The organism is Streptomyces sp. NPDC048269 (assembly GCF_040652395.1).
In the GTDB taxonomy this organism is placed as follows: domain Bacteria; phylum Actinomycetota; class Actinomycetes; order Streptomycetales; family Streptomycetaceae; genus Streptomyces.
Window position 1 is genome coordinate 70375 of the sequence record NZ_JBEZLW010000004.1, and the last position, 24042, is coordinate 94416.

25 protein-coding genes are annotated in these 24042 nt (G+C 71.8%); 14 read left to right on the forward strand and 11 right to left on the reverse strand.

All coding sequences use genetic code 11. The features are described from left to right. The first annotated feature begins 326 nt into the window (after positions 1-326). The 5 genes from AB0D48_RS05970 (at position 327) to AB0D48_RS05990 (ending at position 3985) form a co-directional block, all read left to right on the forward strand. Complete coding sequence (locus tag AB0D48_RS05970; protein ID WP_362391241.1) at positions 327-1298, forward strand: acyl-ACP desaturase; 972 nt, start codon at positions 327-329, stop codon at positions 1296-1298. Positions 1299-1370: 72 nt separating this feature from the next. Continuing rightward, positions 1371-1673: a hypothetical protein gene (locus tag AB0D48_RS05975; protein WP_362391243.1), complete on the forward strand. Its 303-nt coding sequence runs from the start codon at positions 1371-1373 to the stop codon at positions 1671-1673. After that, positions 1666-2799 carry a hypothetical protein gene (locus tag AB0D48_RS05980; protein ID WP_362391245.1) on the forward strand — a complete coding sequence of 378 codons (1134 nt, stop codon included), beginning with the start codon at positions 1666-1668 and terminating at the stop codon, positions 2797-2799. Before AB0D48_RS05975 ends, AB0D48_RS05980 begins: the two co-directional genes overlap by 8 nt. Next, positions 2796-3416: a hypothetical protein gene (locus AB0D48_RS05985; protein ID WP_362391247.1), complete on the forward strand. Its 621-nt coding sequence runs from the start codon at positions 2796-2798 to the stop codon at positions 3414-3416. Before AB0D48_RS05980 ends, AB0D48_RS05985 begins: the two co-directional genes overlap by 4 nt. 362 nt (positions 3417-3778) lie before the next feature. Next, positions 3779-3985, forward strand: coding sequence for a hypothetical protein (locus AB0D48_RS05990; protein ID WP_362391249.1), 207 nt, complete (start codon positions 3779-3781; stop codon positions 3983-3985). On the opposite strand, the gene AB0D48_RS05995 is transcribed toward AB0D48_RS05990, so the two are convergent. Next, positions 3986-4240, reverse strand: coding sequence for a WhiB family transcriptional regulator (locus AB0D48_RS05995; protein ID WP_362391251.1), 255 nt, complete (start codon positions 4238-4240; stop codon positions 3986-3988). Positions 4241-4297: 57 nt separating this feature from the next. Beyond that, complete coding sequence (locus tag AB0D48_RS06000; RefSeq protein WP_362391253.1) at positions 4298-5092, reverse strand: VOC family protein; 795 nt, start codon at positions 5090-5092, stop codon at positions 4298-4300. A 134-nt stretch (positions 5093-5226) separates the two neighbouring features. Between AB0D48_RS06000 and AB0D48_RS06005 the strand changes: the two genes are divergently transcribed. Beyond that, a complete protein-coding gene (locus AB0D48_RS06005; protein WP_362391255.1) occupies positions 5227-5889 on the forward strand; it encodes a TetR/AcrR family transcriptional regulator in 663 nt (220 codons plus the stop codon). Here the strand turns inward: AB0D48_RS06005 and AB0D48_RS06010 are convergent. Together AB0D48_RS06010 and AB0D48_RS06015 are read right to left on the reverse strand one after the other, a co-directional pair. After that, positions 5873-7306 carry a DHA2 family efflux MFS transporter permease subunit gene (locus AB0D48_RS06010; RefSeq protein ID WP_362391257.1) on the reverse strand — a complete coding sequence of 478 codons (1434 nt, stop codon included), beginning with the start codon at positions 7304-7306 and terminating at the stop codon, positions 5873-5875. The genes AB0D48_RS06005 and AB0D48_RS06010 overlap by 17 nt on opposite strands. Next, positions 7303-8217 carry an alpha/beta hydrolase gene (locus tag AB0D48_RS06015; RefSeq protein WP_362391259.1) on the reverse strand — a complete coding sequence of 305 codons (915 nt, stop codon included), beginning with the start codon at positions 8215-8217 and terminating at the stop codon, positions 7303-7305. Before AB0D48_RS06015 ends, AB0D48_RS06010 begins: the two co-directional genes overlap by 4 nt. A gap of 192 nt (positions 8218-8409) precedes the next feature. Here AB0D48_RS06015 and AB0D48_RS06020 point away from each other — a divergent pair, with 192 nt between their 5' ends. Next, a complete protein-coding gene (locus AB0D48_RS06020) occupies positions 8410-9642 on the forward strand; it encodes a serine hydrolase domain-containing protein (RefSeq protein ID WP_362391261.1) in 1233 nt (410 codons plus the stop codon). Positions 9643-9692: 50 nt separating this feature from the next. Here the strand turns inward: AB0D48_RS06020 and ligD are convergent, their stop codons facing one another. Beyond that, the gene (gene ligD, locus AB0D48_RS06025; RefSeq protein WP_362391263.1) at positions 9693-10712 is read right to left on the reverse strand and encodes a non-homologous end-joining DNA ligase; all 1020 of its coding nucleotides are present in this window, start codon (positions 10710-10712) and stop codon (positions 9693-9695) included. A 75-nt stretch (positions 10713-10787) separates the two neighbouring features. Here ligD and AB0D48_RS06030 point away from each other — a divergent pair, with 75 nt between their 5' ends. After that, complete coding sequence (locus tag AB0D48_RS06030; RefSeq protein ID WP_362391265.1) at positions 10788-11861, forward strand: ATP-dependent DNA ligase; 1074 nt, start codon at positions 10788-10790, stop codon at positions 11859-11861. Positions 11862-11989: 128 nt separating this feature from the next. Here the strand turns inward: AB0D48_RS06030 and AB0D48_RS06035 are convergent, their stop codons facing one another. After that, a complete protein-coding gene (locus tag AB0D48_RS06035; RefSeq protein WP_362391267.1) occupies positions 11990-12913 on the reverse strand; it encodes a hypothetical protein in 924 nt (307 codons plus the stop codon). Between the two features lie 25 nt (positions 12914-12938). Here AB0D48_RS06035 and AB0D48_RS06040 point away from each other — a divergent pair, with 25 nt between their 5' ends. Continuing rightward, positions 12939-13391: a hypothetical protein gene (locus tag AB0D48_RS06040; RefSeq protein WP_362391269.1), complete on the forward strand. Its 453-nt coding sequence runs from the start codon at positions 12939-12941 to the stop codon at positions 13389-13391. Between the two features lie 266 nt (positions 13392-13657). Here AB0D48_RS06040 and AB0D48_RS06045 read toward each other — a convergent pair whose 3' ends face one another. Next, positions 13658-14629, reverse strand: coding sequence for an NAD(P)/FAD-dependent oxidoreductase (locus tag AB0D48_RS06045; protein WP_362391271.1), 972 nt, complete (start codon positions 14627-14629; stop codon positions 13658-13660). A gap of 66 nt (positions 14630-14695) precedes the next feature. On the opposite strand from AB0D48_RS06045, the gene AB0D48_RS06050 reads away from it, so the two are divergent. Continuing rightward, a complete protein-coding gene (locus AB0D48_RS06050; protein ID WP_362391273.1) occupies positions 14696-15313 on the forward strand; it encodes an XRE family transcriptional regulator in 618 nt (205 codons plus the stop codon). Further along, positions 15310-15798 (forward strand): NUDIX hydrolase, encoded by a 489-nt coding sequence (locus AB0D48_RS06055; RefSeq protein ID WP_362391275.1) that lies wholly within the window; start codon positions 15310-15312, stop codon positions 15796-15798. The genes AB0D48_RS06050 and AB0D48_RS06055 overlap by 4 nt, the downstream gene beginning before the upstream one ends. Before the next feature lie 28 nt (positions 15799-15826). Here the strand turns inward: AB0D48_RS06055 and AB0D48_RS06060 are convergent, their stop codons facing one another. From AB0D48_RS06060 to AB0D48_RS06075, 4 genes are all read right to left on the reverse strand, one after another. Continuing rightward, entirely contained in the window at positions 15827-16489 is a 663-nt protein-coding gene (locus AB0D48_RS06060; protein ID WP_362391277.1) for a GPP34 family phosphoprotein, read from the reverse strand. A 156-nt stretch (positions 16490-16645) separates the two neighbouring features. Continuing rightward, entirely contained in the window at positions 16646-18628 is a 1983-nt protein-coding gene (locus AB0D48_RS06065) for an MDR family MFS transporter (RefSeq protein ID WP_362391705.1), read from the reverse strand. Positions 18629-18809: 181 nt separating this feature from the next. After that, positions 18810-20165 (reverse strand): 6-phospho-beta-glucosidase, encoded by a 1356-nt coding sequence (locus AB0D48_RS06070; RefSeq protein WP_362391279.1) that lies wholly within the window; start codon positions 20163-20165, stop codon positions 18810-18812. A gap of 62 nt (positions 20166-20227) precedes the next feature. After that, positions 20228-21214 (reverse strand): helix-turn-helix domain-containing protein, encoded by a 987-nt coding sequence (locus AB0D48_RS06075; RefSeq protein WP_362391281.1) that lies wholly within the window; start codon positions 21212-21214, stop codon positions 20228-20230. A gap of 229 nt (positions 21215-21443) precedes the next feature. Between AB0D48_RS06075 and AB0D48_RS06080 the strand changes: the two genes are divergently transcribed. From AB0D48_RS06080 to AB0D48_RS06090, 3 genes are all read left to right on the forward strand, one after another. Beyond that, complete coding sequence (locus AB0D48_RS06080; RefSeq protein WP_362391283.1) at positions 21444-22112, forward strand: helix-turn-helix transcriptional regulator; 669 nt, start codon at positions 21444-21446, stop codon at positions 22110-22112. Positions 22113-22176: 64 nt separating this feature from the next. Further along, positions 22177-22734 (forward strand): toxin-antitoxin system, toxin component, encoded by a 558-nt coding sequence (locus AB0D48_RS06085; RefSeq protein WP_328928674.1) that lies wholly within the window; start codon positions 22177-22179, stop codon positions 22732-22734. Then, positions 22731-23924 (forward strand): MAB_1171c family putative transporter, encoded by a 1194-nt coding sequence (locus AB0D48_RS06090; RefSeq protein ID WP_362391286.1) that lies wholly within the window; start codon positions 22731-22733, stop codon positions 23922-23924. The genes AB0D48_RS06085 and AB0D48_RS06090 overlap by 4 nt, the downstream gene beginning before the upstream one ends. Positions 23925-24042: the final 118 nt, after the last annotated feature.

Consider the following 24042-nt stretch of genomic DNA (forward strand, 5'->3'; position numbering starts at 1 on the left):
CATGCTTGCGCGGCTTTTTGCGTGGCCTTGCACGGCTCGTACGGCCTGCATGGCCAGCACGGCGTGCGGGCCCATCGGCTGCGGTGCTGACTCGATCGACGCCCCCGCGCGCTGATGTCAGCCGTCAAGGCGGGAGCCGCGGACCACCTGTCGGCATGACTTTGGCTCGTCGGTTCCCGCTCAGGCCCTCTCAAACTGCATAGATAACTGGATGTAACCGGACATAGGCATGCCTGGGGCTTGGCTGCGTCTTAATGTCGCGCTTAACCTACGACTCCGTAGGCTACGGAACCGTAGGTAATTCGCTTTGCACCCAGGAGTACCCCGTGACGATCACCTCTCCCCACCTCGGCAGCTCGGAGGCGTGGACGGACGCCAAGCTGCTGTTCGCGCTGGAAGAGGTGGTCGAGAAGGAACTCAACCGCCATCTGAAGGTCACCAAGGACTGGATGCCCCACGAGTACGTCCCGTGGAGTGACGGCCGGAACTTCCCGGGCTTCTTCGAGGACGGCGAGGCCTGGGACCCGAAGCAGTCCAAGGTCACCGAGATCGGCAAGATCGCGCTGGTCGTGAACCTGCTGACCGAGGACAACCTCCCCAGCTACCACCACGAGATCGCCTCGCTCTTCGGCCGCAACGGCGCCTGGGGCACCTGGGTGCACCGCTGGACGGCCGAGGAGGGCCGCCACGGCATCGTGATGCGCGACTACCTGCTGGCCTCGCGCGCCGTGGACCCGGACAAGCTGGAAGCGTTCCGGATGCAGCACATGTCGGAGGGTTTCGAGTCCGACAACCGCCACTCCATGCTCCACTCGGTGGCGTACGTCGCCTTCCAGGAGCTCGCCACCCGCATCTCGCACCGCAACACCGGCCACCAGTCCGGTGACCCGGTCTGCGACCGGATGCTGGCGCGCATCGCGCAGGACGAGAACCTGCACATGGTCTTCTACCGGAACCTGCTGGGCGCGGCCTTCGAGCTGGCCCCGGACCTGACCATGCAGGCCGTGCGGGACGTCGTGGTCAACTTCCGGATGCCCGGACACGGCATGCCCGGCTTCGAGCGGATGGCCGCGCAGATGGCGATCGGCGGGGTCTACAACCTGCGGATCCACCACGACGACGTACTGAGCCCGGTGATCCGCTTCCTGAAGATCATGGAAATCGACGGCCTGGGCCCCGACGGCCAGAAGGCTCAGGAGGAGCTCGGTCTCTTCATGAACGGCCTGGACGGCGAGGCCCGCAAGTTCGACGAGCGCCTGGCCGCCCGCGCGGCGCGCATCGCGGCCCGCAAGGGCTGACCGATTCCCGCTCGCTCGCGCGAGTGACGCCGATTGCCCTGGCAGAGCCGTGCTCTGCCAGGGTTTCGCGTCATGACCTCGCTCCGGGTGGATTACGACCAGCTGACCCGTTTGACCCGTGCTCTGGACTCCTCGCTGGTCGCCCTGCGGGACGCCCGGCGCGCGCTGGACCACGTACGGGCCGACGAGCTGGGCACGGCCGACCTGGACGCGGCGTGTGACGGCTTCCAGAAGAGATGGGCCTTCGGCACGCGGGAGCTGACCAAGCGCGTCAAGACCGTACGGGAAGGCGTGGACCGCAGCGCCGCGGAATTCGCGGAGCTGGACGAGGCCATCCGCGTGGCCTTCCGCCGGGCGGCGGCCACGCATGAGTGAGCACGCTTCGCTGGGCTTCGACCCCGCCCCCGGGAATCCGGCTGCGGTCCTGGCCCTGACCCGGAAACTCTCCGCCTCGGCGACCTCCCTCGGCGAGGCCTCGCGCGTCATGAAGGCGCTGGTCTCGCACAGCTCGGACTGGCAGGGCGAGGCGGCCACCGCCTTCCGCGCCTCCCTCTCGCAGGAACTCCCCCGCTACCTGGCTTCGGCCCACACGTCCCTCGCGGAGGCCGCGCGGCGGCTCTCCGGGTGGCACGAGACGCTGGTGGCCCATCGCGCGCTGGCGGCCGGTTACGAGTCCCGGGCCGCCGCGGCCAAGACCCCCGAAGCCCTGGCCGACGCCCGCCGCCTGGCCCATGAGCTCGCCGCCGAGCACGCGGCGGAGGCCCGCCGGGTGGCCGGCACGCTGAACACGGCGTCCGCCCGCCTGGCCCCGAAGGAACCGAGCCTCCTGTCCTCGGTCTGGCACAAGATCGTCGACGACCCGGGCGACGCCTTGTCGAACGCGTCGGCCATCTTGGGTTTCGTCGGAGCCTTGGTGGCTCTCGCCTGCCCGCCGGTCGGGCTCGCGATCATGCTCGTCGGGAGCGGGCTGTCCCTGGCGGCCCTTGCGACGCACACCGCGGACCCGAAATTCCGCAAGTCCCTGACGGACGGCTTCACGAAAGGCGAGTTCGACGCGGACTTCTGGAAGAGCAGCGTGACGCTGGTCGGCGATGCCGCCGGCACGGTGCCAGGCCTGGCGGCGGTCGCATCCGGGGCCAAGGCCGGCACCGCGGCCGCCCGCGCAGCGATGGCTGCCGCCCCTGAGGGCAGCGCATTGGCGGGGCTCGCCCCGGGAGCCACCGCGTTCAGGCAATCGGCATGGACTACCGCCGAAGACCTGAGGCAGGTGGAGAGCCCCCTCACGGGATGGGCACTGCGATCATCGACACAAGTCACCAGGGATCGGGTAGGCGTGGCCGTGGCAGGGGCAGGCGCCGTGACCGCCGGAGTCGACTACGCCCCTGAGAACGACACCCTGGAACACAGCTCGACAGCGATGGACGGTGCCCGAGGGGTGCTGGACGACGCGCCCTCCGCCATCAAGAAGTCGAGCCGCGTCTGGTCGGTGCTGGCGCCGTGAATCGTCAGAGCAGTATCCCGCCCGTCTGGTTTCGCCTGCCTCCGGGCTTCTACGACATCCGCCCGGACGACAGGGAGCCACTGAACTCGTTCGCCGAGGCCCTGAGCAGTCCAGATGCCCAACGAGAACTGAGCCAGCTCGTGGATGGACTTGAGCAGCTCTCAGGGCATGACATCGTGCACACCTCTGTCGGCCTGCACCCTGAGGAGCCAGGCAGCGTCACCACGTCGCTGTTCTCTCTGACCACGAAGCGTGCTGAGCAGGCCAACCCTAGGCTCACCGTGGCGCGTGCAGCACTGGCCATCGCACGTTGCTCACTGTGGACCAGCTCCGTCCGGAGGTTCATTGGTCTGGCTTCAGCTCTCCCGTGTTGCCTGGTCGCCGGCAACATTTCCGTGCCCGATGTCGAGCAACGCCTATTTCAGGCCAGAGTTGCGACCGTCGATCCGGACGGCCTTCACCTGCTCGTCCTCGATTTGACCAGCGCATCCACCCAGCACGCCAACGCATACACAGACATCCTCGAAGCGGTCGCACACACCATCAGCTTTTCCGACCCTGCCTCCAGTGCGCCAGCGACCGCCGGGACCTCACGCATTCTGGAGTTGCTCCAATGAGCGCGCTCACCAAGGTCGCCTGGGACCACCCGCCAACGCCACTCGGCTACAGGCGTCTGGCCATCCGCCGCGCCGGATGGGTGCTCAGCCTCGGCGGCCCTCCCCTGATCGCATTCGCCTGCATCGACGTCATCCCTCATGCTCGGACCGGCTTCGCCCTCATCACCATGCTCGTGGCACCCCTCCTACCCTGGGTGGCCATTGCGTACTGCCGACGCCGCCGTGTGCGGGCAATCCTTCACGCCTACCCATGGCGAGAGCTGCCGTGCTGGTTGCCGCCGAGGGCAACGGGAAGCCCAGCCACCCTCGCCATCACTTTCGGGGACGACGACGCGGCCACGTTCCGCACCATCCCGTTCCCCGTGGCTGAGCTGGAGAACAACCGCCCCGACCGGATCTGGTTCGCAGGGGACCCCCGGTTCGGTGGGGTCGTATCTCCCGTCGGGGGGCATTACCCCGTGCGGGTCGTACCCCACACGCCGCGCCGGGAGGAGGCCGGCGGGGAGGGGTTCGAGCTCGCGCTGCGGGTGGGGCTGGTGCGGCGCAGCGGCAAGGGCACGCGGACCTGATCAGCGGCGGAGCGGGCGCAGGGCGAGGCGTTCGGACTCGGAGAGGCCGCCCCAGACACCGAAGCGTTCGTCATTGGCCAGGGCGTACTCCAGGCACGCCGCCCGGCCCTCGCACGCCCCGCACAGCCGCTTCGCGTCGCGCAGCGACGAGCCGGGCTCGGGGAAGAAGAAGCCCGGGCCCGTCTGGGCGCACAGGGCGAGGTCGTACCAAGCAGGGGCAGTGGCAGAGGCAGTTGTGGTGGTGTTCATCGACATGCCGGTGATACTGACCGCCGCCGATGGACGTCCGATCAACGCGCGATCAACACCCTGTCATGACCCCGTTGGCGGCACGCTGGCTATGACCGCGAATCGCGCCCCGAAGGGATCCGCCAGCTTGGCGAAGCGGCCGACTCCCTCCATGGACACCGGGGTGAGGCGGACCTTGCCGCCCGACTCCTCCGCCTTCGCCGCCGTCGCATCGCAGTCGGCGACCTCGAAGTAGGGCGTCCAATAGGGCCGTTCCGCGTCTTCCACCGGGTCCGACGAGATCGGGACCAGACCACCGAAGGAGGCCTGTTCCGTCGTGCCGGCCGGCTTGGCCATCGTGTACGTACCGCCCTCGAACGGCATCTCGCCGATCTCCCAGCCGAGTACCGCGCGGTAGAACTCGGCCGCCGCGGCCACATCGCCCGTGTAGAGCTCCGTCCAGCACAGGGAGCCCACCTCCGTCACCGCGCCCAGGCCCCTGTTCTGCCTCGGCTGCCACACTCCGAAGCCCACACCCGCCGGGTCGGCGAACATCGCCATCCGGCCGAAGTCCATGACGTCCATCGGCTCGAACGTCACCGTGCCGCCCGTCTTGGCCACGGCCGCCGCCGTCGCGTCCACGTCGGAGGTCTGGAAGTACAGCTGCCAGGCACACGGGCCCTGGTCCGCCGGGACTGCCATGCCGCCCGCGACCGTCTTGTCGCCGAGGTGGAACATCCCGTATCCGCCGACCTCCTCGCCGCCCGCCTGGAAATCCCAGCCGAACAGTCCCTCATAGAAGTCGGCGGCGGCGCCGATGTCCGGCGTGCCGAGGTCCACCCAGTTCGGGGAGCCGTCCTTGTAGTCCGTGCTGAGCATGGTCCGCACCCCTTCCACTGTCCTGTCCGTCCCGTCCGTCCTGTCCTCTCCTCTTCGAGCATGGCACCCGCCACTGACAGTGGCCCGGCGCCGCCCTACAGAGTGAACGACCGTGCGTTCGGTAAGATGGGGAGATGGCAGACGGACGCGTGGAACGCGGCAACCAGACGCGACGGACCGTTCTCGACCGGACGATGGGCATCGCCTCCGTGGACGGCCTGGACGGCTTGTCCCTGGGAAAGATCGCCGCAGACCTCGGCTTGAGCAAGAGCGGCGTGTTCGCCCTCTTCGGTTCCAAGGAGGACCTCCAGCTCGCCACCGTCCGCGCCGCCGTGGACGTTTTCGTCGACGAGGTCGTCCGGCCCATGCGGGAGGACCCCGCCGGCCTCGCCAAGGCGTGGCGGGTGTGCGAGCTGTGGCTCGACTACTCCGGGCGCCGCGTCTTCCCCGGCGGATGCTTCTTCTACGGCGTTTCCGCGGAGTTCGACGCGCGCCCCGGCCCCGTACGCGACGAGATCGCCAAGGCGCGCTCCGACTGGACGCGTTACATCGAGCGGGTCCTGGAAGAGGCCCGCCTGGCCGGCGGTTTCCGCGACGGGACCGACCCGGCGGACGTGCCGCAGCTCGCCTTCGAGGTGATCGCCCTGATGGAGCTGGCCAACGCGCATTCCGTCCTGCACGAGGACCCGGCGGCGTACGAACGAGCCGGCCGGGGCATCCTCGACCGGCTGCGGGCGGTGGCGGCCGCTCCGGAGGAGCTCCCGGACCGCCCGCCCGTCTTCAGCTCTCCTTCCTGACCCCTCTCCGCACGCGCATCGAGCAGCCCACGGCCGCCGCTCCCAGCGCCAAGAGAGCCGCCAGCAGGAAGACCCCGCGCCAGTGGCCCCCGGCCCCTGCCCCGCCCCCGGCCCCGGTCAGCAGGGCCGCCGTGGCCGCGATGCCCAGAGCGCCGCCCAATTGGCGGGCCGTCATCAACAGCCCCGTGCCGGCCGCGAACCGCTGCGCGGGCAGGGTGGCCGAGGCCGCCGTGGAGAGCGCGGTCAGCGTCACCCCGATACCGAGGCCGCCCAGCAGGCCGGCCGGAAGGAAGACCTGGGCGTACGAGGTCGACGCGCCGGCCCAGCCCCACAGCAGCAGGGCATTGGCGGCGAACAGCAGGGAGCCGACGGCGACGGCCGCCCACTGCAAGCGGGCCGGTACCCGGCGCCCGACGACCAGGGCGCCGGCCATGGCGAGCACGGCGCCCGGTGTGACGCCGAAACCGGCTTCCAGGACCGAGTAGTTCCACCGGGCCGTGAGGTAGGAGGGACCGGTCAGCAGCCACGCGTACATCGCCGCGCCGAAGAGCAGCGAGCCCGCAGTGGCCCGGGCGAAGACCGGGTCGCGCCACAGGTCGCGGTCGACGGCCGGGGCCGGATGACGGCGCGAACGGTACAGCGCCAGCGCCGCGAACAGGGCTCCGCCGACGACGAGTCCGAGTACCGCGGGGTCGGACCAGCCCCACTCCTCGCCCTGGGAGAGGCCGGTCACCACACCCCCGATGCCGAGCGCGAGGGCGAACGTACCGACGGGATCCGGGAGTTGGCGTACGAACCGGCCCTCGCGGGGCACGGCGCGCGCGGCGGCCCGGCAGACCGCCAGGCCGAGCGGCACGTTGACGAGGAAGATCGCGCGCCAGTCCCAGGCCTCGACGAGCAACCCGCCCAGACTGGGACCGACGGCTGCGGCGAGCCCGCCCGCAGCCCCCCAGGCACCGAGCGCGGCGGCCCGCCGCTCGGGCGGGGTGTGCGCCAGTACGAGGCCCAGCGCGGCCGGGATCATCCCGGCCGCGGCCGCCCCCTGGAGGGCTCGGGCGAGGATGAGCAGTCCGGCGGTGGGGGCCGCGCTCGCGGCGAGCGAGGTGAGGGTGAAAGCGAGGGCGGAGCCGAGGAAGAGGGAGCGTCGGCCCAGGGTGTCGGCGAGCCGTCCGGCGGCTGCCAGCAGCGCGGCGAACAGCACGGCGTAGCCGCTGACCACCCAGGTCAGCCGGGCGAGGGACGCCTCCGGGAAGGCACGCCGCAGATCGGGAAAGGCCACGTTGACGACGGTGGCGTCGAGAAAGGCGAGGAAGGTGACGGCGCAGGCGAGGAGGAGGATCCGCCGGGGGTCGGGCTCCGCCGTCGGACCGGTGCGGGCGGGATCGGTGGCCGGGACCCGCAGGCCGGTGCGCGTCATCGGGACACCGCCGGGGACGTCGCGAACTCGGCGGCCGCCGCGATGACTTCCGGGTGGGCGAGGATGCGCCGGTGGCCCAGGCCGCTGGTCTCGATCAGCCGGGCCTGGGAACCGTAGGCGGCGGCGATCGTGCGGGACTGCGCGGGGGCGGCCACGTCGTCGTCCGCGTCGTGGACGAGGAGGATCGGAGCCGCCAGGTCCGCCTGGCGCCGGCCGGCGTCCAGGCGCTGCCAGATGTCGGGCTCGCCGGGGAAGAGCCGACGCTCCACATGGCCGCGTAGCACCGCCCGGACCTCCTCGTTCAGGCGCAGCCCGGCACAGAACCGGTCCAGGAGGTAGTCGAAGTCGCCGACGCCTCCGATGGCGACGACGCGGTCGGCCCGTACGCCGTCGCGCAGCATGAAGAAGGTGGCGAGCACGCCGAAGGAGTGGGCCACGACCGCCGAGAAGTCCCCGTGTTCCGCGTGCAGCCGGCGGATGATGGCCCGGTAGTCGAGGATCGTGGAGGCGCGGCCGCCGGATTCGCCGTGGCCGGGGGTGTCGAAGGCGATCACCGTACGGCCCTGGGCGCGGAGGGCCTCGATGATGCCGGCGAACCGCGAGGCGCGCGAGGACCAGCCGTGGACGACCAGGACGGGCCGATCACCTCCCCCGCCTCCGCCGCCTCCGCCGTTACCGCCGTTACCGCCACCGCCACCGCCGCCGTCACCGCCTACCCAGCGGTACGTGGTGACGGGTATGCCGCGCACGAGCAGGCCGGCGGTCTCGGCCCTCCCCATCAGCTCCGCCTCGTCGGGGCGGAGCCGGGCGCGGCCGAGGGGCCGGACGAACAGCGCGAAGGCGCGGGCTCCGGTCAGGCCCGGGGCGAGCCGGGCGCCGATGTTGAGGGTGGTGCTCAGGAGTGAAGCCATTGGATGCACGCCCGGTTCTCCGGATCTCCTCAGATGGCCAGTCCGCCGGATGGCACTGGCAGGATGAAAGAGATATTAGCACGATCGTTCGTGTTGTTTTATTGCCTGATCGCGCCCCGGATGACGCGGACCTACGCTGGTGCCACCGCATTGCCTTGATCCTCGTACGACAGGAACAACAGGAGGCATGCCGTGAGGTCGACGTACATACGGCTTCGCCGGGCCTGCGTGGCTGCCGCCGCCGCGGGTCTGCTCATCGCCCCGGCCGTCGCGGGCTCCGCCTACGGAGGGCCCGCCCAAGGGCAGTTCGTCCCCGCCGCGGCGCCCTCCCCGGACGGCGACACGGAATTCCCACAGCTCACCCCGGCCGTCGCGGCGCAACTGGACGCCGCCGTACAGCAGGTCCTGCGCGAGGCGAAGGTGCCGGGCGTGACAGTCGGGCTGTGGGCCCCCGGCAAGGGGAGCTACGTGCGCAACTTCGGCGTCGCGGACACGACGACGGGTGCTCCCATGCGGAGCGACTTCCGGATACGCATCGGCAGCGAGACGAAGACGTTCACCGTGACCGCGCTGCTGCAACTGGTCGACCAGGGCAAGATCGGCCTGGACGACCCCATCGGCAAATACATCACCGGCGTTCCGAACGGGGACCGCATCACTCTGCGGCAACTCGCCGGCATGCGCAGCGGACTGTTCAACTATTCCGAGGACGAGGACTTCGACAAGGCGCTCGAAGCCCACCCCAGGAAGCCCTTCACGCCACAGCAGTTGCTCGGCTACTCCTTCAAGCACCCGGTGCAGTTCGCGCCGGGCGAGAAGTGGGAGTACTCCAACACCAACCTGATCCTGCTCGGCCTGGTGGTGGAGAAGATCACCGGCCGGCCGCTCCACGAGGTCATCGAACAGGACGTCCTGAAGCCCGCCGGTCTCCACCGGACGCTCTTCCCCACCGGGGCGGAGTTCCCCGAACCTCACGCGCAGGGCTACACCGACCAGTCCGCCTCGGGAAAGATCGTGAACGCGACCGACTGGGACCCCTCCTGGGCCTGGGCCGCGGGAGCGATCATCTCCGACCTGCAGGACCTGCGCAGTTGGGCGCGTACTCTCGCCACCGGCACGCTGCTGACGCCCGCGACCCAGGCCGAACGGCTGAAGACCACCCCGATCGGCATTCCCGGCGCCGGCTACGGGCTCGGCATCTTCGACGTCCAGGGCTGGATCGGCCACAACGGATCACTGCCCGGGTACGAGACGCTGACCGTCTACCTGCCACAGGCACAGGCCACCATGGTGGTCCTCCTCAACACCGACGTCCTGCACGACGGCCAGGAGCCCAGCACCCTCTTCGGCGAGGCGATCACCAGCATCGTGACCCCCGACCACGTGTACCCCGGACACAAGCCGACGGCCCCCAAGGCCAGTTGACGTGCCCGGTCCAGCAAGGCGGGTTGCGTGCCGTTCCAGCCGAGCCGGGTTCAGTCCTCTCGCTTCGCCCGGCTCGGCTGGACCCGCTTCGGCTCGCCCGGCATCTTCGGGTAGTCCGGCGGGTAGGGCATGTCCCCCATGCCGTGCTCGTGTTCGTCGCGGGCCGCGAGTTCGAGTACGGCATCCAGGGTGAAGGCATGGTCGTCCATGTCGGCGTGCAGGTCGCCCAGTTCGGCGAAGCGGGCCGGCATGGTCACGATGTCGAAGTCGCGCGGCTCCGCATCGTCCACCTCGTCCCAGCGCAGCGGCGCCGACACGGGCGCGTGCGGGCGGGGGCGGACGGAGTAGGCGGAGGCGATCGTGCGGTCGCGCGCCGTCTGGTTGTAGTCGACGAAGATCCGCTCGCCGCGCTCCTCCTTCCACCAGGCCGTGGTGACCTTGCCCGGCATCCGGCGCTCCAGTTCCCGGCCGAGGGCGATGGCGCACCTGCGCACCTCGGTGAAGGTCCAGCGCGGCGCGATCGGGACGAAGACGTGCAGACCGCGGCCGCCCGAGGTCTTGGGCCAGCCCCGTAGACCCAACTCATCCAGCAGGGCGCGCAGTTCGTGGGCAGCGGCCACCGCGTGGTGGTAGTCCGTGCCCGGCTGCGGATCGAGGTCGATCCGCAGTTCGTCGGGCCGGTCGGTGTCCTCCCGCCGCACGGGCCAGGGGTGGAAGGTGAGGCAGCCCAGGTTGGCGGCCCACAGCACGGCGGCGGGCTCGGTCGGGCAGATCTCGTCCGCGCTGCGGCCGCTGGGGAAGGCGATGTGGGCGGTCGGGATCCAGTCGGGAAGGTTCTTCGGCGCCCGCTTCTGGAAGAAGGACTCGCCCTCCACCCCGTCCGGATACCGTTCCAGGGTCGTCGGCCGGTTGCGCAGGGCTCGCGTGATGCCGTCCGCGACCGCCAGGTAGTACTCGGCCACATCCCGCTTGGTGAGGCCGCGCTCCGGGAAGTACACCTTGTCCGGGCTGGACAGGCGTACCGTCCGCCCGCCCGCCTCGAGCTCGATCGCATTACCGGCAGCACCCATGTGCGCCACGGTAGGCGGGCCCGGCCGGCCCCGCACACCGGGCGGGGCCGGACGTACCACCGCAGAATCGAAGACATGGATCTGCCGGTGATGCCGCCCGTGAAGCCGATGCTCGCCAAGTCCGTGGCCAGGATCCCGCCGGGCATGCAGTACGAGGCCAAGTGGGACGGCTTCCGCGCCATCGTGCACCGCGACGGCGACGAGATCGAGATCGGCAGCCGCACGGGCAAGACCCTGACCAGATACTTTCCCGAGCTGGTGGCGGCCCTGAAGGAGAACCTGCCCCCGCGCTGCGTCGTCGACGGCGAGATCGTGATCGTTCATGGCGGGCGCCTCGACTTCGACCGGCTGACCGAGCGGATCCACCCCGCCGCGTCGCGGGTGAAACTCCTCGCCGGGACGACCCCCGCCAGCTTCGTCGCCTTCGATCTGCTCGCGCTCGGCGACGAGGCGCTCCTCGACACCCCGCTCGCCGACCGCCGCAGCGCCCTCGCCCGGTCCCTCTCCACCGCTCGGCCCCCCGTTCACCTCGCGCCCGCGACCACGGACCCCGCCCTCGCGCAGGAGTGGTTCGAGCGGTTCGAGGGCGCCGGGCTCGACGGGGTGATCGCCAAACCCCTCGATCTCCCCTATCGACCCGATGCCCGCCTCATGTTCAAGATCAAGCACGAGCGTACGGCCGACGTCGTCCTCGCGGGTTTCCGTTTCCACAAGAGCGGTCCGATCGTCGGATCGCTGCTGCTCGGCCTGTACGACGGCCAGGGCGGCCTCCAGCACGTCGGCGTGTGCGCCGCCTTCCCCATGAAGCGCCGCGCCGAGCTCGTCGAGGAACTCGAACCGCTGCGCATGCCGGACCCCGAGGCCCATCCGTGGGCCGCCTGGGCCGAGGAGTCCGCCCACGAGAGCGCCCGGCTGCCCGGCGCGCAGAGCCGCTGGACCGGAAAGAAGGACCTGTCCTGGGTGCCGCTGCGCCCCGAGCGGGTCATCGAGGTGGCGTACGACCACATGGAGGGCGACCGCTTCCGGCACACGGCCCAGTTCCGCCGCTGGCGGCCCGACCGGGTGCCGGAGAGCTGCACCTACGCCCAGTTGGAGGAGGTGGTCCACTACGACCTCGCAGAGGTGCTCGGCCCGCCGCCCGCCGACTGACCCGCTCGGCCAACCGGCGGCCGCCGGTCCGGCCGAGCTGCCCGTCGCCTCCGTCCCGCCCACCCCGCCGTCCCCCCTCACCTCGCCGTCCCTCTCACCCCGCCGTCCCTCTCACCCCGCGGTCCCTCTCACCCCGCAGTCAGCTTCTCCCACTCCGCCCGGTCCGGCCCAGCCGTGTTCGATGCGTAATCGGGCCGCGCGGCCAGCCAGCGTGCCACCCGGGCCCGGATCTCCGGATCCGCGTACGCCCGCTCCGGCGGCTCGGCGAGGTGCCGGACCCTGGCGCGCGCCCGCATCACCTCCGGGTCCTCCAGCGCGCAGTCGAACAGCGCGGCCACCTCGCGGGCCGGCCCCGTGCGCCCGGCCCGGGTCGCGAACCGCTCCCCGATGGCCTGGTCGGCGACCACCTGGAAGTCGAACCACGGCTTCAGCGTGCGCACCGCCCAGGCGTGGTAACCGGCGGCGAACTGCTCCGACCCCGGGTCCCGGTGCGCCGTACGGGCCACCCTGCGCGCGGCCCAGAGCGCGAGCGAGGTGCCCTGTCCGAGGGTGGGGTTGGTGTGCGTGATCGCGTCCCCGACCGGCACCAGCCCGCTCACCACCGGCCCCCGCTCGTCGGCCAGCGCGCTCCACCGGTTGTCCAGGCTCGCAGTGGCCAGTACCTCCGAAAGCGGCTCGGCGCCCAGGGCCAGCCAGGCCGCGCCGGGCGGGAAGGAACGGGCGGCGGCCTCGAAGACGGCGGTGTCGCGCAGCGCCGAGCGCGTGGTGTCCGCGGTGTGCACGAACAGCGTCACGGCGAAGAGCCTGTTGTCGGCGGGGAAGACCGCGCACCCGGCGAAGGACCCGCCCGTCACCGCCCAGGGCCGGCGCGGCCCCTCGTCCACACCCTGGGGCAGCCGGTACCAGCGGCAGAAGTACGCGAGCCCCGTGCGGTGCCGTTCCGCGACTGGTGGGCGGCAACCTGCCGCGGCCAGCCAGCGCTCGGCGCCGCCGCGCCGGCCGCCCGCGTCCACGACGAGGTCCCCCTCGTAACTCCCGGTCTCCGTGGTCACTCCCGTCACCCGGATCCCGGGCTGCGTGAGCAGCCCGGTGACCGGTTCCCCGTACCGCGCGACGACACCCGGTTCGGCGCACGGCGGTGGCCAGTGCGCTCTCCAGGACGATGCGGCGGGCCTGGAGCATGACCAGGTCCTCGTCGCCGGGGCGCGCGGGCGGCCGTACGTCGAACCAGTCCAGCTCGTGCCGCTCGCGGGCCCCGAGCCGGAGCATCTCCTGGTGGACGTCGGGCAGTTCGTCCCGCAGGACGTTGCGCGCGGCGCCCAGCAGGGCGTGCGGCTGGGTCGACTGCGGTACGGTCGGCCGCCGCCAGCCGAAGAAATCGCGATCGAGCGCCGTACCCGGGGCTCGCGTGTCGCGCTCGAACAGTTCCGCCGTGTGCCCTTGCCGCGCCGCGAGCAGGGCGGTGGCCTGCCCTCCGACACCTCCGCCGATGACCAGTACGTGTGCCATTGCGCCCCCCTGAGCCGCTGAACGGTGCGACGATCAGACCGCCCAGAGCCTGCGCGGACGGAACCTGGCCGAAACCCGTACAGGCGTCCGAGGCCCGACGGTCCGGGCCCTGCCAGCCGCGGTTCACCGCGCCGCCCCACCGCCGCCCCACCGCGGCTCACCGCCGCCCGACGTCACCCGGCCCCACCGCCACCCGCCGTGACACGGACACGCCGTCACTCGGCAACTCCATCACGCCGTCGCGCCGTCACGCCGTCGCGCCGTCGCGCCGTCACTCGGCAACGCCGTCATACCGTCACCCGGTACGCCTCGACCGCCCGCCGGGTCTCCTCCTCGATCAGGTCGGCGTTGACGGCGGCTGCCGCGCGGACCCCGTACGCGGCCGCGCCCGCGATCTGCTCCGTCGGGGAGGTGACGTTGCCCGCCACCCAGACGCCCGGGAGCGCGGTGGCACCGGTCGTCGGGTCGGACTCGACGCAGCTGCCGATGACGTGACCGTCCCGCTCCAGGGCGACGGTGGGCAGGCCGAGTCCGGTCAGGACCCCGGACCGGGCGGTGAACCGGGGCGCCACCACGAGCGCCCGGCACCGCTCCACGCCTCCGTCGGCCAGGCTCACGCCGGTCAGCCGGTCCTCGTCGACGAGGAGGCCGGTCACCTCGCCCTCGACGACTCCGACGCCCCGGGCGGCCAGCAGTTCCCGATCCGCGGCGGTGAGCGGCCAGGTGTGCGACAGCAGGGTGGTCCTCGCGCTCCACTGCCGCCACAGCCCGGCCTGGTGCACGGCGAGGGGACCGTCGGCCAGCACCGCGAGCGGCAAGTCCCGGACCTCCCACCCGTGGCAGTACGGGCAGTGCAGCACGTCCCGCCCCCAGCGCGCCCGGAGCCCCGGCACGGCGGGGAGCTCGTCCACCAGACCCGTGGCGACCAGCAGCCGCCTCGCCCGTACGGTCGAGCCGTCCCCGCAGCGGACCAGGAAACCGCCGTCGGGCAGCCGGTCGGCGGCTATGACCGTGCCCGGCCGGACCTCCCCGCCGTAGCCGGTGACCTCCGCGCGCCCGCCGGCCAGCAGTCCGGCCGGGCTGGCCCCGTCGTAGCCGAGGTATCCGTGCAGGTGTGCGGCGGGTGCGTTGCGCGGGCTGCCGGAGTCGATCACCAGCACCGAGCGCCGGGCCCGGGCCAGGGTCAGCGCCCCGGCGAGTCCGGCCGTCCCACCGCCCACGACCACCACGTCGAACGAGTCGTTCCGTACGTTGTCCATGCTTGCGAGGGTCTGCCCGCCGGCCCCCGCTTGACAAATGTTGTTGCCGAAGCGGCAAATGGGGACATGGCCATCGAGGGGCAGGACGAGGAACTCGCGGGCGTGCTGACGTCCGTGGGCCCGCGACTGCGCGCCCTGCGCCGGCAGCGCGGCACCACGCTGGCCCAGCTCAGCGAGGCCACCGGAATCTCGCTCTCCACCCTCTCCCGGCTCGAATCCGGGCAGCGCAGGCCGACGCTGGAGCTGCTGCTCCCGCTGGCCAAGGCGCACCGGGTGGCGCTCGACGAGCTGGTCGGCGCGCCCGACACCGGTGATCCCCGGATCCGCCCGCGTCCCATCGTCCGCCACGGCAGCACCTACGTGCCGCTGACCCGCAATTTCGGCGGGGTGCGCGCCTTCAAGCAGATCCTCCCGCCCGTCGAAGGCACGCCGCCACTGCCGGAACTCCGGGTCCACGAGGGCTACGAGTGGCTGTACGTGCTGTCCGGGCGCGTCCGTCTGCTGCTGGGCGCGCACGACCTCGTGCTCGGCCCCGGCGAGGCCGCCGAGTTCGACACGCGAACCCCGCACGCCTTCTTCAACCCGGGGCCGGAGACGGCGGAGTTCCTCAGCCTCTTCGGCCCGCAGGGCGAGCGGATCCACGTCCGCGCCAGACCCGCCACCTCACCGGAAGGACGTACATGAGCACCAACGAGCCCCGGGAGCGGGCCGTCCCGCAGCCCCACGCCGTCGTCGGCGTCGGGCTGGTCGTGATCGGCCCGGACGGCCGGATCCTGCTCGGCCAGGCACACGACGGCCGCTGGGAGCTGCCCGGCGGCAAGGTCGATCCCGGGGAGGGCTTCGAGCAGGCCGCCGCCCGCGAGCTCGCCGAGGAGACGGCTCTGCGGGCGGATCCCGAGGCGATCCGGGTGCTCTCCGTCCAGATCGAAGCGGAGTCCGGCCTGACCCGGCTGACGGCCGCCGCGGCGACCACGTCGGCCAGCGGGGTCCCCACGGTCACCGAGCCCCACAAGATCACCCGCTGGCAGTGGTTCGCCCCCGCCGAGATCCCCGCGGCCCTGTACGCCCCGTCGGCGGCCGTGCTGCGCGCCTGGCGCCCGGACCTCACGACGCTGCCGCACGTCCCGTCGTACGACTACCCGACCGTGAACCCGGCCACGGGCGCCTGAGGGCACACCCGAGGGCGGCCCGGCCCGCCTACGAGGTGGCCGTCAGGACCGTCACCGCCGTCACCGCGACCATCGCGGCCTCCACGTCGCGGATGGCCGCCCGGACGCTCTCGGCCGCCCACTGGCCGGCGGCTATCTCCTCCATCCTCGGGGCCACCGAGTCGTGCCGCCGGTCGGGGAAGGCGAGCCGGTGCAGCTTGGCCGAGTGGATCAGGGCGATGAGGCCGGCCGTGCGCTCGTCCGGGTCGGTGTCCTGGAGGACGACGTCACGCAGCCGCTCGCGCAGTGCGCGCTCGACGGCGCCGTCGGCCTCCGGGTAGCGCCGATGCGGGAACACCCCGAGCACCTTATGCACGTGCGCCACCACCAGCCCGCGCTCGCCCAGGCTCTCCAGCGCGGCACCGAACGCCTTGGGGTGGTCCTTCGTCAGCCAGTCCGTCACCTTGCGCTTGTCGCGGCCCCGCAGCCAGGCCTCGATCAACGGGATCCGGCCGTCGAGCAGTGGCTCCCCGGTGGGCGTGGCGTCCCTCAGCTCCAGGTACGTGCCCGACACCGACACCCGCTCCGCCATGACGAGTTCGAGCAGGATCGCGCCCGCCACGGCCCAGCCCGCCGCCTGACGCTGTCGCGCCACCCCGGACTCGTCGTCCAAGGACAGCAGTGCGATCTCCTCGGCCAGTGTGATTCCCACGCGTGGTCCCCCCGTCGTCCGCACGTCTCCTCCCATGAGGACGTCTGCCGGCCACCGGAAGTTCCGGGCCGGGCCACGCCGCGCATGCGGGGCCAGCCGGGCCGAGCCACGCCGTGCATGCGGGGCTGAGTCGGCCGGTCCACGCCGCGGCCCGACCTACGTGCGCAGCACCACCTTCGGCGCGAAGTTCCCCTCGCCCAGGTCCTCCGCCAGCAGCCGCTTCGCGATCGCGTCCGCCGCCACCCGCAGTTCGGCGCTCCGAGGCCGCCCCCGGTCCTTCTCCAACTGGCCGCCGAGCCAGTCCGCCCACGCCGCCGAGATGACGTCGGCCTCCCGCTGCCCGGCGTGCGTGAGCGTGAAGAAGCTGCCCTCGCGGCTGAGGAAGCCCTCGTCCGTCATCCGGTCGAAGACCGGGAGCAGCACCTCGGGCGGCAGCGAACGACGCCCGGAGATCAGGCCCAGGCTGGCGTAGCCCACCGTCCGGGTCATCAGGTCCACCTGCATGACCGTCCACGCGCCCGCGATGTCCAGCCGGGTGTCCGAGTTCTCGACGATCGCGCGCGCCGTGTCCGGACCCATGTTCCGTACGAGTTTGCCGACCGCCAGTTCCAGCAGCTTGGCCGAATCCCCGGAGGCCGTGGCCGGCGAGGCGAAACCGTCCCCCATGTCCGTGGAGCCGGCGCGGGCGGAGTCACGCAGGCGCACCTGCTTGAGGAACAGCGCGACGACGAAGCCGACCACCGCCACCGGCACGGTCCACAGGAAGACGGTGTGCAGGGCCTGGGCGTACGCGTCGATGACCGGGGCCGCGGCCGCGGGATCGAGCCGGTGCACCCCTTCCGGGCTCGACGCGGCCTCGGCCAGCTGCGCCGGGTCCTGTCCGGTGAGCCTCGCCGCCTCCGCGACGGCCGCCTCCAGTTTCGGCCCCAGGTGGTTCGCGTAGATCGTTCCGAAGACCGCCGTCCCGAAGGCGCTGCCGAGCGTACGGAAGAAGGTGACCCCGGAGGTGGCCGTGCCGAGGTCCGCGTAGTCGACGGTGTTCTGCACGGCGATCGTCAGCACCTGCATGGACAGGCCGATGCCCGTACCGAGCACGAACATGTACAGCGACTCCAGCAGCGAGCTGGTCCCCGGCTGCATCCGCGACAGCAGGTACAGGCCGACGCCCATCACCGCGTTGCCGACGATCGGGAAGATCCGGTACCGGCCGGTCCTGCTGGTGACGTTGCCGCTGAAGACCGACGCGAGCAGCAGCCCGAAGACCATGGGCAGGGTCCGGACGCCCGAGATCGTGGCCGAGTCCCCGTCGACGTATTGGAGGTAGGTCGGCAGGAACGTCATCGCGCCGAGCATCGCGAACCCGACGATGAAGCTCAGCACGGAGCACACGGAGAACACCGGATTGCGGAAGAGCCGCATCGGCAGCATCGGCTGGGCGGCCCGTGTCTCGACCATGCAGAACAGGGCCAGGGCGAGCGCACCGCCCGCGAACAGGCCGATGATCACGGACGAGGTCCAGGCGTACTCGTTCCCGCCCCAGCTGGTGGCCAGGATCAGCGCGCTCGCGCCGATCGCGACCAGGGCGATGCCCAGGTAGTCGATGACCGGCTTGCCCGAGGCCCGGACCGCCGGGATCGTCCGGGCGGCCGCGACGACGACGAGGATCGCGATCGGGACGTTGACGTAGAAGCACCACCGCCAGCTGAGCTGGTCCGTGAAGAACCCGCCGAGCAGCGGTCCGATCACGGTGGCGACACCGAAGACGGCGCCGATCATGCCCTGGTACTTGCCGCGTTCGCGCAGGGGCACCACATCGGCGATCAACGCCATCGCGGTGACCATGAGGCCGCCGGCTCCGATGCCCTGCACGCCGCGCCACACGATCAGGAACGTCATGTTGCCGGACAGGCCGCACAGGAAGGAGCCGCTGATGAAGACGATGGCGGAGGTCTGGAAGATCAGCTTCCTGCCGAAGAGGTCACCGAACTTTCCGACCAGCACCGTCGCCACGGTCTCGGCGAGCAGGTAGGAGGTCACCACCCACGACATGTGGTCCCCGCCGCCCAGGTCCCCCACGATCGTGGGCAGGGCGGTTCCGACGATCGTCTGGTCGAGTGCCGCGAGCAGCACGCCCAGCATGATCGTGCCGAAGATGACGTTGCGCCGCCGCCGGTCGAGCACGGGAGGCGCGGCGGCTACGACGGGGGCAGTGGTCACCTTCGCACTGTCACAGCGCCCCCGCCGCACCGCATGCGGCGCTGATCCGTACGGGGGAACCGCATACGGCGCTCGGCCGTACGGGGGAACCGCGCGCCGGAAGTCAGCGCAGGTAGTCCAGGCCCGGGTGCTCCGACACGTACCCGTCGAGCAGCCGCCGGGCCACCCCCACCGAGTCCACCAGCGGATGCAGGGCGAAGGCCTTAACGGCGGCCGCCCGCGAGCCGCTCGCGGCGGCCGCCAGGACCTCCCGCTCGACGGCCTTGACCGCTGTCACCAGCCCCACCGCGTGCAGCGGCAGCGGGGCGACGCCCACCGGGTGGGCGCCGTTCGCGTCGACCAGGCAGGGCACCTCGATCACGGCGTCGGCGTCGAGGACGGACAGCGTGGAGCCGTTGCGGACGTTGAGGATCAGCGTGGCCCGCTCGTCCCGCGCGATGGCCCGCATCAGGGCGAGGGCGACCTGCTCGTAGCCCCCGGACTCCAGGTCGCTCTCCTCGCGCTCGCCGGCGCCGGCCGCCTGGCGGTTCTCGGCCATGTACGTGGCCTCGCGCTCGGCCCGGGTCCGGTCCCAGGCGGCCAGCGCCGCCCCGGTCGGCTGCCCCGGCCGGCCGGCCTCGGCGTAGAACCCGCGCTGCTGGTCGCGCAGGAAGGCCCCGCGGGTCTGCCCGGCCTCCTGGTAGGCCCGTACCGTGTCACGGTTGAAGTAGTAGTAGTGCAGGTACTCGTTGGGGATCGCGCCGAGCGAGCGCAGCCACTCGGCCCCGAAGAGCCGGCCCTCCTCGAAGGACTCCAGTGCCTCGGTGTCGGCCAGCAGCCGGGGCAGTTCGTCGCGGCCGCCGACGCGCAGCCCGCGCACCCAGCCCAGGTGGTTGAGGCCGACGTAGTCGATCCACGCCTCCTGCGGCCGGGCCCCCAGCAGCCGGGCGATGCGCCGGCCGAGTCCCACGGGCGAGTCGCAGATGCCGATCACCCGCTCGCCGAGCTCCTCGGCCATCGCCTCCGTGACCAGCCCGGCCGGGTTGGTGAAGTTGATGACCCACGCCTCGGGGGCGCTACGGGCGATCCGGCGCGCGAGTCCCCGGGCCACCGGCACGGTCCGCAGGCCGTACGCGATCCCGCCCGCGCCCACCGTCTCCTGCCCCAGCACTCCCTCGGCCAGGGCGATCCGCTCGTCGGCGGCCCGCCCCTCCAGCCCGCCGACACGGATGGCGGAGAAGATGAAATCGGCGCCGCGCAGGGCCTCGTCGAGGTCCCCGGTGGCCGTGACGGCCGGGGCGTCCGGGACTCCGGCGGCAGCCGCCTGGTCCGCGAGCACCCGGGCCATGGCGCAGAGCCGCCCGGCGTCCTCGTCGTACAGCGTCACGCGGGTGACCCGGCCCTCGGCATGGTCGCCGAGCAGGGCTCCGTAGACCAGCGGTACCCGGAAACCGCCCCCGCCGAGGATCGTCAGCCGCACGCCCTTACCGCCCTTCGTCCGTGGGGTTCCGTGGAGTCAGGGCACCAGTCTCCCCCGGCCGCTCACTCCCTCAGCGGCGGCACGGCGCGCAGCCTGGTGGCCTGCTGCCGGCCGGGGCCGCCGACCGGGGCGGGACCCGCGGGCGCGCCCTGCGGGGCGGCGAGGATCAGCGTGATCCGGGTCAGCCCCATCGCGTCCAGCATGCGGCTGGTCTCGGCCACCATCCGGCAGCGCACCAGTCCCCGCCGCGGGTCGGGGTGGCGCACGGTGCGTACCGCCCCGTCCTGTTCGGCGGCCTCGGCCCCGCTCGTGCTCAGCCAGTGCGGCACTCCGTACCGGTAGGCCGCCTCCATGAACGGGTCACGGGCCACCTCCTGGCGGATGCTGCGCAGCCCCTCGTCCTCCGGGGCCGCGGCGAGCGCGGAGGCGAACTGGGCCAGCAACGGTACGCACCAGGCCGGTTCGTGGTCCTCCAGCACGCCGGCCGCGTCCGGGTGGAACAGCACGAAGCGCAGGAAGTTGTCGTCCGGCAGGGCCGTCGGGTGCGGCCGGACGCTCTGGAAGAGCTGGTCGAAGGCCGAGTTGGTGAGAGCGACGTCCCACCTGTGGTCCACCAGGAAGCTCGGGTAGGGGACGGATTCCATCAGGGCCGCGTAGTCGCACAGGTAGTCGCGCTGGGCGGGGTCCTGCGGGAGCCGGTTCTCCTCGGCGGCCCGCCACGTGGGCGGCGGGTCGCGGTCGACCATGACGCGGAACAGCCAGAAGGACTGCCGCTCGCTCATCTCCAACGCCTGGGCGAGGGCGAGCAGTTTGCGGTCGGTCCACTCCTTGACCAGGCCGCGCTCCCAGTTCCCGTACGCACGCACGCTGATGCTCAGGCGAGCGGCGAGGTCCTCCTGGCTCAGCCCCAGCTCCTCGCGACGCTGGCGCAAAATCTCCTTGCGTCGCTCCGACCGCACGGCGCCGCGTGCGGACTCATCGCCCGCCAGGCGCTCCTCACCGGCTCGGGCGAGGCCATCGGACGGGCCCACCGCTGCGAGATGTGGCACCGAGAGCTCCCCCTCCTCACGGTCTGGATCTTCATTTCCGTGTGGCGATCCTGCTACCGACTTCATTCGAGTGTCAACTATTGTGGCAATTCCAGCCTCTTGACAGCTCATTCCCGCCACAGCTGTGGCACGTTCTAGCCCTTCGCGGCCGGAACGGCTAGATTCCAGAAGCCGACCATGTGCCCGGGCGCTGCCCGAACCGACTTCGCGCGATCTAGGAGAACCACTGGTGACAGACGGCTTCCCGGCTCCCGTCGCGGTGGCCCACGCACCCCTGGCCGCCACCGTCACGCGTGTCGCCGAACTCGCGGGCAAGATGGGCCGCGACCTGAACCAGGTCTTCGACCTGCGACGCCTCTCCGAGGCCTCCGGCGTACCCACGGACGTGGTCAGGACCCTGCTCGACGGCAGACCCGCCGGCGAACCCGATCTGCAGACCCGTTTCCTCCAGCGCCTCGATCTGCTCCGGCGCACACGGGTCAAACCCAACGGCCGCCGCTACACGCAGCAGGAGATCGCGGACGGCGCGGGCATGTCCCGGCAGCAGGCCGGCGCCCTGATCAACGGCGACCGCCGCCCCACGATGGAGCACTGCGACGCGATCCAGCGCTTCTTCGGGGTGCATGCCGGATTCCTCACCGCCCACGACGCCGACGCCCTCACCGACGCGCTCCAGCGGACCGAGCAACAGCTGCTCCAGGACTTCGCGGGCCGCGCGCGGGAAACCGTCCCGGCCGCCGCCGCTTCGGCGGGCGATCCGCTGGCAAGACTCCTCCAGAACCACGGTGTACGGGGCATCGCCTGGCGAGCCGCCCAACTGCCCAGCGACAAGCACCGGGACAAGGTGACCGAATGGCTGGACATGCTTCTCGAGAGCGTGAAACCGAACGAATCCTGACCCAGTCGAAAGTCTGGGTCTGATCCTTGAGTCCTGATCCGGATCCGCGCCGACGGGGAGAACGGTGAGCATAGGCAGAGAGCAGCGGCGGTTGTGCGGGGAGCTGGTGGCCGGGATCCGGCTCACCGCCCCCGTGGAACCCGTGGACCTCTACGCCGCCCTCTGCGAGGGCATGAGCAGACACCGCGGCCGCCGGGTGGACTTCCGGATGGCCTCGTTCCCACCAGGGACGGCCAGCGGCCTGTGGCTCGACATGGCGGACCGCGATCTCGTGGTCATCGAGGAACGCACCGCACCCGACCACCAGCTGGTGATCCTGGGCCACGAGTTGTGGCACATGAAAGCCGGTCACTGCAGCCACCACGTCGACGGCGCCGCCGTCGCCGCGCGGCTGCTGTCCGACGAGGCCGACATCGGCGAGACCGTCCGCCGGGTCGCCGCGCGCACGCGTGCCGACGTACGGGAGGAGACCGAGGCCGAGACCTTCGGCTTACTGCTGGGCAGCCGCTGCCGGACCTGGCTCGCCGGATCGGCGAGTCACCGGGCCCCGGCACAGCGCGACCATTTGGCGGGCCGGATCGAGGCCGCGCTGGGCTACCGGGGGCACAGGAACGACCGTTGAACGGCCAGGACTACTACATCCCGGCAGCCGCGATGGCGGTCTCACTCGCCTTCAAGCTGCCGGCCTTGCGCAACAACTGGCGCGATCCACTGCTGCGTTCGGTCTGCGCGCTGCTGACGCTGGCCGGAGCCGTCTTCGCCTTCGCCGCCCCGCCCACCATCGCGGCGGTCAACCACTGGACCGGGGTGCCCAACATCTCGGCCCCGCTGGTGTACTGCCTGATCACCGCGTTCAGCGCCTCCTGCCTGGTCCTGGTCGTCAACTGGCGGGGCGGCCCGGCCGAGGAGACCCGCCGCGTCTCCCAGCGCTGGATACTCGGCTACAGCGTCGTGATCGTGGCCCTGATCGTGCTCTTCGCCCTGGGTGACGCCCCGCTCGAGCGGCTCCGCGACCTGGACACCTACTACGCGAACACGCCGTACATCCGCGAGATGATCGCGCTCTACCTGGTGGCACACAACGTGGCGGCGGTGGTGATGGTCGCCATGTGCTGGCGCTGGTCGCTCCAGGTGCGCGGCTGGCTGCGGGTCGGCCTGATGATCATCGTCGCCGGCTACATGTTCAACCTCAGCTACGACGCCACCAAGATGTCCGCAGTCGTGGCCCGCTGGGCCGGCCACGACCTCGACTACCTCAGTACCCTCGTCGCCCCGCCGCTCGCCTCCGTGGGGGCGCTGATCAGCGCGATCGGCTTCGTGCTCCCCCTCGTCTGCCAGCGGCTGTCGGACAACTGGGAAACCTGGACGACGTACCGCAAGCTCGGCTCGCTCTGGCAGGAGGTGCAGATCTCCGCGCCTCCCGGCACCCCGTCCGTACAGATGGCCTGGTGGTCCGCCGCCGAGCTGCGCGTGATCCAGCGCGAGTCGGACATCCACGACGGATTCCTCCACCTCGGCCCGTACTTCGACCGGCGCCTGCGCGACGGCGCGTACGCGCGCGCCGTCGCGGAGGGGGCCGACGAGGGGACCGCCCGCGCGGTCGCCGACGCCGCCATGGTCGCGGCCGCCGTGCAGGCCCGCTCGGCGGACCCCGAGGGCAAGGTCATCGGGGCGGGCGAGGAGACCGTGCTCGACACCGCCGACGGGCCGCGCGACCTGCTGCGGATCTCCCACGCCCTGCGGCATTCGCCGGTCGTGCGGGCGGTCCGGGAGCGGGCCGCACCGCCCGCGTCCCGGTGCGGGCTCGCGTAGCCGGCCCGGTGGTCCCCGGGCCTTGCGGCCTAGGTCGTGTCGTCAAAGTCCCGTCTGGCTGGCGGGGCCTGGCACGCACGCTCGCCGCGTTGTCGTCGGTCACCGACACTCCGTGTCG

Bases quoted from the DNA above. Each gene is read 5' to 3' on its own strand.
- AB0D48_RS05975 (WP_362391243.1), top strand. From the start codon at position 1,371: ATGACCTCGCTCCGGGTGGATTACGACCAGCTGACCCGTTTGACCCGT.
- AB0D48_RS05980 (WP_362391245.1), top strand. From the start codon at position 1,666: ATGAGTGAGCACGCTTCGCTGGGCTTCGACCCCGCCCCCGGGAATCCG.
- AB0D48_RS05995 (WP_362391251.1), bottom strand. From the start codon at position 4,240: ATGTCGATGAACACCACCACAACTGCCTCTGCCACTGCCCCTGCTTGG.
- AB0D48_RS06000 (WP_362391253.1), bottom strand. From the start codon at position 5,092: ATGCTCAGCACGGACTACAAGGACGGCTCCCCGAACTGGGTGGACCTC.
- AB0D48_RS06005 (WP_362391255.1), top strand. From the start codon at position 5,227: ATGGCAGACGGACGCGTGGAACGCGGCAACCAGACGCGACGGACCGTT.
- AB0D48_RS06010 (WP_362391257.1), bottom strand. From the start codon at position 7,306: ATGACGCGCACCGGCCTGCGGGTCCCGGCCACCGATCCCGCCCGCACC.
- AB0D48_RS06015 (WP_362391259.1), bottom strand. From the start codon at position 8,217: ATGGCTTCACTCCTGAGCACCACCCTCAACATCGGCGCCCGGCTCGCC.
- ligD (WP_362391263.1), bottom strand. From the start codon at position 10,712: ATGGGTGCTGCCGGTAATGCGATCGAGCTCGAGGCGGGCGGGCGGACG.
- AB0D48_RS06030 (WP_362391265.1), top strand. From the start codon at position 10,788: ATGGATCTGCCGGTGATGCCGCCCGTGAAGCCGATGCTCGCCAAGTCC.
- AB0D48_RS06045 (WP_362391271.1), bottom strand. From the start codon at position 14,629: ATGGACAACGTACGGAACGACTCGTTCGACGTGGTGGTCGTGGGCGGT.
- AB0D48_RS06050 (WP_362391273.1), top strand. From the start codon at position 14,696: ATGGCCATCGAGGGGCAGGACGAGGAACTCGCGGGCGTGCTGACGTCC.
- AB0D48_RS06055 (WP_362391275.1), top strand. From the start codon at position 15,310: ATGAGCACCAACGAGCCCCGGGAGCGGGCCGTCCCGCAGCCCCACGCC.
- AB0D48_RS06065 (WP_362391705.1), bottom strand. From the start codon at position 18,628: ATGCTGGGCGTGCTGCTCGCGGCACTCGACCAGACGATCGTCGGAACC.